Annotated in this window: 8 protein-coding genes and 1 pseudogene; all 9 read right to left on the minus strand. The window is 65.8% G+C overall.

The window, feature by feature from the left end:
* On the minus strand, positions 1-180 hold a 180-nt coding region (locus B3446_RS26080; protein ID WP_291386827.1), incomplete at its 3' end, for a TadE/TadG family type IV pilus assembly protein.
* 98 nt (positions 181-278) lie between these two features.
* Positions 279-1,119 (minus strand): annotated as a pseudogene (locus B3446_RS26085) (Hsp33 family molecular chaperone HslO).
* 85 nt (positions 1,120-1,204) lie between these two features.
* A complete protein-coding gene (locus B3446_RS26090; protein ID WP_175122905.1) occupies positions 1,205-1,726 on the minus strand; it encodes a gamma carbonic anhydrase family protein in 522 nt (173 codons plus the stop codon).
* Positions 1,727-1,728: 2 nt separating this feature from the next.
* The gene (locus B3446_RS26095) at positions 1,729-3,444 is read right to left on the minus strand and encodes an acyl-CoA synthetase (protein ID WP_191576715.1); all 1,716 of its coding nucleotides are present in this window, start codon (positions 3,442-3,444) and stop codon (positions 1,729-1,731) included.
* A 125-nt stretch (positions 3,445-3,569) separates the two neighbouring features.
* Positions 3,570-4,442: a UDP-2,3-diacylglucosamine diphosphatase gene (locus tag B3446_RS26100; RefSeq protein WP_191576714.1), complete on the minus strand. Its 873-nt coding sequence runs from the start codon at positions 4,440-4,442 to the stop codon at positions 3,570-3,572.
* Between the two features lie 106 nt (positions 4,443-4,548).
* Positions 4,549-5,454 carry a DUF2167 domain-containing protein gene (locus tag B3446_RS26105; protein ID WP_291386830.1) on the minus strand — a complete coding sequence of 302 codons (906 nt, stop codon included), beginning with the start codon at positions 5,452-5,454 and terminating at the stop codon, positions 4,549-4,551.
* Positions 5,455-5,597: 143 nt separating this feature from the next.
* On the minus strand, positions 5,598-6,113 hold the full coding sequence (locus B3446_RS26110; protein WP_191576712.1) for an RDD family protein: 516 nt from the start codon (positions 6,111-6,113) through the stop codon (positions 5,598-5,600).
* Between the two features lie 254 nt (positions 6,114-6,367).
* On the minus strand, positions 6,368-6,556 hold the full coding sequence (locus B3446_RS26115; RefSeq protein WP_008161862.1) for a hypothetical protein: 189 nt from the start codon (positions 6,554-6,556) through the stop codon (positions 6,368-6,370).
* 200 nt (positions 6,557-6,756) lie between these two features.
* Complete coding sequence (locus tag B3446_RS26120; protein WP_409558322.1) at positions 6,757-8,145, minus strand: THUMP domain-containing class I SAM-dependent RNA methyltransferase; 1,389 nt, start codon at positions 8,143-8,145, stop codon at positions 6,757-6,759.
* Between the last annotated feature and the right edge of the window lie 29 nt (positions 8,146-8,174).

The raw sequence follows: 8,174 nt of genomic DNA on the forward strand, positions 1-8,174 counted from the left end.
GCGCGCCGCTTCCATCAGCGCCAGGTGCGCCATCTGGCGCGCGCCGTGCCACCGCGCGGCCTCGACGCACAGCAGGCCCAGCAGCAGCACGATGGCGCCTGCCACGGCGAACTCGAGGGCGGCGGCCCCGTGTTGCCGGCGTTCGGCGCGTAAGTCGCAAGAAATAATAAAGGCGGTCATGGCTGCGCAGTGTGGCGCGCTCATGACCGCCAGTCGATAAGGACAATCCGGCGTGACAAAAACGTTCCGGCGGGCTTGCCGCCGGGACGCATCAATCATCAATGCACGGTGGGAGGCTCATCTCCGGAGGACGCCTGGCTGGCCGAGAACAGCGCCGCGCAGTCGACCGTATCGAACTTGTAAGGCTTGCCGCAGAAATCGCAGGCCACATCGACCTGGCCGCGCTCTTCCAGGATGCTATTGACTTCGGCTTCGCCCAGCGAACGCAGCATGTTCGCCACGCGCTCGCGCGTGCAGGGACAGTGCCAGCTCACCGGCTGGGGGTCGAAGGCGATGAGCGTTTCTTCCCAGAACAGGCGATGGATGAGCGTGTCGATGTCGGTGGCCAGGATTTCGTCGCGCTTAAGCGTGCCGGCCAGGGCGTTGATGCGATCCCAGGTCTCGGCAGCCACCTGCTCGGTCAGGGCGCGGTCCGTTTCGCCGCCGCCGTGNNTGTTGCAGGGCTTCGGCGACCGTATCGCCTTCGAGGGGCACGATGCCCTGGTAGGCCTGCTGGCCGGGCAGCTTGCGCTGCGGGTCCAGCACCACGATGAAGCGTCCATTGCCGCCGGGGTTCAACAGGCTTTGCATGTCGCCGGTGCTGGGTACCTCGTGGCCTTCGCGCATCTTGACGGTGGCACGCAGGCTGAGATCCGAGCGGCATTCCACCACCAGCAGCGCGATGGGGCCGTCGCCCTGGATCTGCAGCACCAGCGAGCCATCGAACTTGATGTTGGCGGCGAGCAGGGTGGATGCCGCCACCAATTCACCCAGCAGGTCGGTGATGGCGGGCGGGTAATCGTGGTTGGCCTGAACGGCCTTCCACGTGTCAGACAGGCGCACCGCTTGGACGCGGACGCTGCGGTCTTCGGTAAGGTATTTTTTGAGCTGATCGGTCATAGCGGAATGTTAGCCGATCGCGGGGGGGGATTCCCCCTGCTGGCAGCAGGGGTTGGGGGACTTGCCCGGGCCCTCGGGGGAGCCGTCAGCCGATGCGTTTCAGGGCCGTCTTGTACTGTTGGCCGCGCGCCACGTAATGGGCGGTGTTCTTGTGCATGTTGGCGATTTCCTCGGCGGAAAGCTCCCGCACGATCTTGCCAATGCCGATGACCAGCGAATTGTCCGGAATGACCCGGTCTTCGGGGATGATCGCGCCGGCGCCGATCAGGCAGTTGCGGCCGATGACGGCATTGTTCAGGACGATCGCCTGCATGCCGACCAGCGCCCCTTCGTGGATGGTGCAGCCGTGCAGCATGGCCTGGTGGCCAACGGTGACGTTCGGGCCGATGGTCATGGGACAGCCCGCGTCGACGTGCAGGACGCTGGATTCCTGGATGTTGGTGCCTTCGCGGATCAGGATGGCGTCGTTGTCGGCGCGGATCGATACATGCGACCAGATGCTGACGCCGGCTTCCAGCGTGACGTTGCCGATGAGGTCGGCGCTGTCGGCCACGTAGGCCTGCGGGTCGATGCGGGGGATCAGGTCGTTGAGCTGGTAAATGGCCATGCCTAGGTCTCCGTTTGCCGCGCCGGGGCGGCAACGGGCGCGCCAACGTCGGTCTGGGGCGCGCTGGCCTGCGCGCGTTCTGCTTCACGCTCGCGCAGGATGCGCCGCTGGATCTTGCCCGTAGTGGTCATGGGCAGTTCGTCCACGTATTCGATTTCCTTCGGGTATTCGTACGGCGCCAGGCGCTCGCGCACGTGCTCTTGAAGGTTTTCGGTGATTTCGCCTCGGTCCCGGAGGGCAAATTCCGGCGTCAGCACCACAAAGGCCTTGACCACCGCCCCGCGCTCGGTGTCCGGCTTAGGCACCACGGCAGCATTGGCCACGGCCGGGTGGCCGACCAGGCAGCTTTCGATTTCACCCGGGCCGATCCGGTAGCCGGCCGACTTGAATACGTCGTCGGCGCGGCCCGCATACCAGAGGTAACCGTCCTCATCGACGGTGGCGAGGTCGCCCGTCAGGCACCAGTCGCCCTTGAACTTCGCCAGCGTGGCGGCCTCGTTGCGCCAGTAACCCAGGAACATGACCGGGTCCGGAAAGCCGTGGATGTCCAGCCGGTTGACCGCGATCTCGCCCGTGGCGCCCGGCGCGACCGGCGTGCCGTCGTCGTCCAACACCGCCACGTTGTGGCCGGGATATGGGCGGCCCATCGAGCCGGGCTTGGCGGGCCAGCGCTTGTTGCTGTTGCCCACCACGTAGTTCATTTCGGTCTGGCCGAACATTTCGTTGGGCGTCACGCCCAGCGCCGTCCGGCACCAATCGAACACCGTCTCGCCCACGCTTTCGCCGGCGCTCATGATGGAGCGCAAGGCCAGCTGGTAGCGCTGGCGGGGCTCTGGCACCGCCTTCATCATCATCTTCAGCGCGGTGGGGAAGAGGAACGTATTGGTGACCTGATAGCGTTCCAGCAGCTCGAAGGCGCGTTCCACGGAGAAGCGCCCGCGCGTGCCGACGATGGGGTGGCCGAAATACAGCGTGGGCAGCAGGGCGTCCATCATGCCGCCGGTCCAGGCCCAATCGGCGGGCGACCAGAATACGTCGGCGGGCTTGGGAAACCAGTCCTGCGAGGCAACAAAGCCCGGCAGGTTGCCGATCAGCACGCTGTGGGGCAGCAGCGCGCCCTTGGGGGCGCCGGTGGTGCCGGAGGTGTAAAGCAGGATGGCCGGATCCGACGAACGGGTCTGCACGGCCTTGAATTCGTTGGGCTGGCGGGCCAGCAGGCTGCGCCACGGCAGCACGCGCTCGTCGGCGAAGCCGATGCCGATGACCTGCTGCAGGGCGGGACAGTGTTCGGTAACGGCCAGCAGGTTGGCGCTGGAGGCGTGGTCGACGATGGCGACGCGGGCTTCGGCATCGCACAGGCGGCTTTGCAGTGCCTCGGGCCCGAAGAGCGCCGACAGGGGCAGGACCACCGCGCCCACGCTGTAGATAGCCATGTGGGCGACTACGGTTTCCGGGCGTTGCCCCAAAACCACACCGACGCGGTCGCCTTTGCCCACGCCCATTTTCACCAGGCCGTTAGCGAGCTGATTGGCGGCTTCCGCCAGACGGGCGAAGGTCCAGACCTCGCGGTTGCCGGACTCATCTTCGTAGTAGATGGCAATGCGCCGCGCATCCGGACTGCTGGATGCCCAGCGGTGGCAGCACGCTTCCGCGATGTTGAACTGGGTGGGCACCAGCCAGCGGAATGATTGGTAGAGCGCCTGATATTGGTCGTTCATGGCCCTATGTTGTAAGCATGTTGCGGCGTGAACGGGTCATATCGCCCGTTACTCAGGTGCAAGCATGACCTAGAGGGGCGTGAACTGCAATATCCCCGTTGCGTAACGGGGACGCATACGGGTTATCACGGGTGTTTGCCTTGCCGGCGCAGCGCGGAGGGCAGGGCGGGCAGCGTCAGGGACCGCGGCGGGCGGTTGGCCGGGTCGCGCTGGCGTTCGGCCTGCAGCACCGCCCAGTCCAGAAGCTGGAGCTGGCCGTCGTGCGTCTCTGCCAGCGCCGACAGGCTTTCGACCCAGTCGCCATCGTTGCAGTACAGGATGCCGCTCACGTCGCGCAGCTCGGGCTTGTGGATGTGGCCGCAGACCACGCCGTCCAGCCCACGCCGCCGGGCTTCGCCGGCCAGCGCCTCCTCGAAGTCGGTGATGAACGACACCGCGTTCTTGACCTTGTGCTTCAGGTATTGGGACAGCGACCAGTAATGCATGCCCAGCCGGTTGCGCAGGCGGTTGAAATGGTGGTTGACCCACAACGCAAACTGGTAGAGCCCATCGCCCAGGTGTGCCAGCCACCGGCTGTGCTGGATGACGCCGTCGAACTGGTCTCCGTGCAGCACCAGCAGGCGCAGCCCCTTGGCCGTGACGTGCACGTCCTCGTCCAGGACCTCAATGTCGCCAAAGGCAAACCCGGCGAACTCGCGGGCGAATTCGTCATGATTGCCCGGAATGAACACCACGCGGGTGCCATTGCGGGCCTTGCGCAGGATGCGCTGGATCACGTCGTTATGCGCTCGGGGCCAATGCCAGTGCTTGCGCAACTGCCAGCCATCGACGATGTCCCCGACCAGGTACAGGGTGTCCGAATCGTTGTGATCCAGGAAATCGAGCAGGAATTCCGCCTTGCACCCGGCAGTGCCCAGGTGAATATCGGAAATCCACAGGGCGCGCCAGTGTGTCGGTTGGATCTCGGTCACGGTCGCTTCCCTGTGGGCTGTGGTCATGCTTGAGAATGAGACCACCTACCGATGACGTGCGCGTGACGAATCCATGACGCGGTTGTGACGGCGTGCGCGGCCAGGGAGGCGCACGCACCGCCGGACAAGCAGATCAGGACTGGCCGGTGGCCTTCTTGCCCTTCAGGCGCTTCCACAGCCCGCCGCCCAGCGCTGCCGCCGCCAGGATGCCGACCTTGGCGAACTTGGCCAGGAAAGCCGCGATCACCGCGAACAAACCGAGCTTCTTGGCTGCCACGCCCGCCACCAGAGCCGCCAGGCCATACTCGGCGACCTTGTCGCTCGAGGCGTCGAAATCGGCGTAGCGCTTGCCTTCCACGTAGTGCAGGTTGTCCAGCAGCGACAGCACGGCGGCCTTGTCCGTGGGCACCTTGTTCTTTTCGGTGATCAGGTCCAGCGTGATGTAGCCGTCGCGGCCCAGCGCGTAGGTGTTGTAGTTCACGGTGCCGTCTTCTTCGGCGGCGGCGCCCTTGTGCTTGGCGGCCACCGACCAGACCAGGCGCTGCGTGTTGCTGTCGTACTTGGGCGTCTCCACCCAGCCGCCCACCGTCAACTCCGGAAAGCCGCGCTTCTTGCGTTCCTCGTTGGACGCCTCGGTGCCTTCACGCAGGCTGTCCAGCAATTCGTTGACGTTCCAGTTGCGGGCGTCGTCGTCCTTGATGTAGCCGGCCTTGTCGAAATTGACGGTGACGACCCAATCCTCGTCGTCGCTCTTGGGCATCACGACGCCCAGCAGGGAAGGATCCTTGCCGTTGCCATAGGCCTGCATCAACCGGTCGGCCTGCGGGCGCGGCACGAAGAACATGGTCTGGGGCAGCTTCAGCGTGGCCTGGTCGCCCAGTGTCACGTCGGTCGGCCCTTGCCGGGCGGCGGCGAAGGCGGCCTTGGAAGCTGCTTCGATTTCCTGCTGGGCCGATGCGTTTTGGGCGGACGCGCCTGCGTGCAGGAACAACAGCGCGCTGGCGAGGGCCAGCGACAGGCGGGAAAGGAATGCGCGCATGGTGAGAATGAAGCCGTAAATTAAATGGGGCCTCATTGTCCGGGCGTGCGGCTGTCATCTTTCTGAACAGGCGCGCGAAATAGCGGGCGGCTTGGCAAGCATCAAACGGCGATGCCGGCCGCGGCGCACGCCGAGCGTGCCGGTCAGCGCACCTTCTTGGCCTGCGGCGCGTTGCGCAGGCGCGTGCCCAGAATCCGGTCGTGCAGGAACTGTCCGTCCGGGTCAAACCATGACCAGATGAAGATGGCAAAGGGGGCCGCCACGATGAACATATCCACGGATGGCCAACCGGTGGCCAGCGCCGCGCCCCAGACCACGGCGGCGCCTGCGAGCACCAGCGGCCAGGCCAGGATGTAGCGCAGGATCAGCAGGCCGGTCGACGGCGTGTTGCCGTGACGGTCCACCAGCCGGATGTTCCAGGTCTTCATGGGCAGCGTCTGGCCGCGGCGGCGCCAGCACAGCACGAAGTACGCGCCGATCGCCACGAACAGCCACGCCTGCCGGGCGGCCCGCAATTCCAGCGCATTGCGGCTTTGGGTGAGGGTATCCAGCAGGTAACCCGCGAGGAATACGACGCCGAACAGCAGGACGGCTTCGTACATCATGCAGGCAAACCGGCGCAGCCGATTGGGCGTCTCGTCGAGGTGGGCGTCATTCATGGACGCGTATTATCCATAAATTGTCGCCCGGGCGGCGGAGGTGTGTGCCCCCACGCCGCGCACGCGATGCGTGCTTGCTGCCCCCCGAGGGGGCTGCCCCGCCTTCGGGCGGCCGGGCGGCGGGGCGTCCCGTGGCTACTGCCGCTTCAGCGCGGCGTACGCGCAAAAAAAACCCGCCGGTGAGGGCGGGTCTATAAAAGGGGCTATGCAGCCCCCAAGGGGAAAATCTTTAGGCCTGAAGGCCTGGGCCCAGCTTAGGCAGCGGAATGCGCGTTCTTGGCGCTCGTCTTGCCGGCCAGAGCCTTGATGCCGTGGGCCAGCTTGCGCAGGCCTGCAGCCAACGCCCGCATCGGATGCGGGCGGAATTGTTCTTCGATAGCCTGGAGCATCAGTTGACGCTCGAGTTCGTCGGTCAGGCGGATGGTGTTGTTCGGGTTGATCACAATAGCCTCCACGGGCTTGCACAGTTGTTTGCTACTAGGGATAACCCGGATTATAGGGGTTTACCCTGAAACTATGCAAGAGGCCGATTCAAGCTGGTGCAACCTGGCAACACCTTGGTGCTGATGATGCCCCAAAACTGCGCGGCGGGGCACCATAAGCAAAGATAGGCGCCGCATGTTGCGGCGCTTTTACAACGAGCTCAGGCGTCGCGGTAGCCGGCGGCCACCAGCTCGAAGCCGAACAGGCGGCAATCGAGTGCGCCGTTATGCAGCGGAACGCGCCGCTTGGGCTTCAAGCGCATCTGGTTGGGAAGCGTCAGGTCGCTGGTGATGACGTGCAGCTCCCAGCCCGCGAAATTGCGCTTCAGGCAGGTGGCCCAGTCGCGCCACAGGTCGGCGTCCTGCTCCGCGCCCATGCGCTCGCCGTAGGGCGGGTTGGTGACGATCCAGCCGTGGTCGGCGGGCGCCGTCACGTCGCGGGCATCGCCCACTTCAAAGCGGATCGAGTCGGCGGTCAGCCAGGCGCGCTCGGCGTTGTTGCGGGCGTACTCGATGGCCTGGGGATTGAGGTCGTATCCGACCAGCGGTGCATCCAGCTGCGGCAGGATGCGGGCGCGGGCGTCTTCCTTGAGGTCGCGCCAACGGTAGGCATCGTGGTCACGCAGACGTTCGAAACCGAACGGGCGCGAGATGCCCGGGGGCACGCCAAGCGCGATCCAGGCCGCTTCGATCAAAATGGTGCCGGAGCCGCAGAAGGGATCCAGCAGCGGCGCCGCCGGATCCCAGCCCGCCAGCGCCAGCATGCCGGCCGCCAGGTTTTCGCGCAGTGGCGCTTCACCTTTGTCCAGGCGCCAGCCGCGTTTGAACAGGGATTCGCCCGACGTGTCTAGGTACAGCGTGGCCGTGTGGCCCGTCAGGAAAAGGTGCACACGCGCATCGGGCCGTACCGTGTCGATGCTGGGGCGCTCGCCTTCGAGTTCGCGCAGGCGGTCGCAGATGCCATCCTTGGCGCGCAGGTTGCAGTACTGCAGGCTCTGCACCGGGCTCTTGATGGCCGAGGTGTCCACGCGCAGCGTCTGTTCGGCGCCGAACCAACGTTCCCAGGGCGTATCGCGGGCCAGATCCAGGATGTCGTCTTCGTGCGAAATCTCGGCGTGCGCCACCTGCACCAGGATGCGGGTCGCCAGACGCGAGTACAAGTTGGCGCGCTGGATGCCGGACCAGTCCGACGTGAACGAACAGCCGGCCCGGCCTGCCTTGGCATCTTCGTAGCCGAGGGCCTGCATTTCGGCGGTCAGCGCTTCTTCCAGGCCTTGGGGGCAGGGGGCGAAGACGGTGAAGGTTTCAGCTTGACGCGGCTCGCGGGGACGGCGGCTGCGGACGTCGACGCGGGGCGCGGCGCGTTCGCGCGGGGCATCCCAGTCGTGATCTGCATCGGCTTCGTGCGAGAAATCGGAATGCTGCGCGTCGTCGGATTCTGCCGTGCGGTCGGGTTCTTGCGCGAATTCGGGGGCGGGGCCGTCGTCTTCGAACGGATCGTAGAAGCGGCCGGCCGGCGTCGCTGGGGCAATGTACTGGTCGTCACGCAAGCGCGGCGCGCGCTGCGGCGTGCGGCCGG

The organism is Achromobacter sp. UBA5777 (assembly GCF_002418565.1).
In the GTDB taxonomy this organism is placed as follows: Bacteria; Pseudomonadota; Gammaproteobacteria; order Burkholderiales; family Burkholderiaceae_B; genus Achromobacter; species Achromobacter animicus.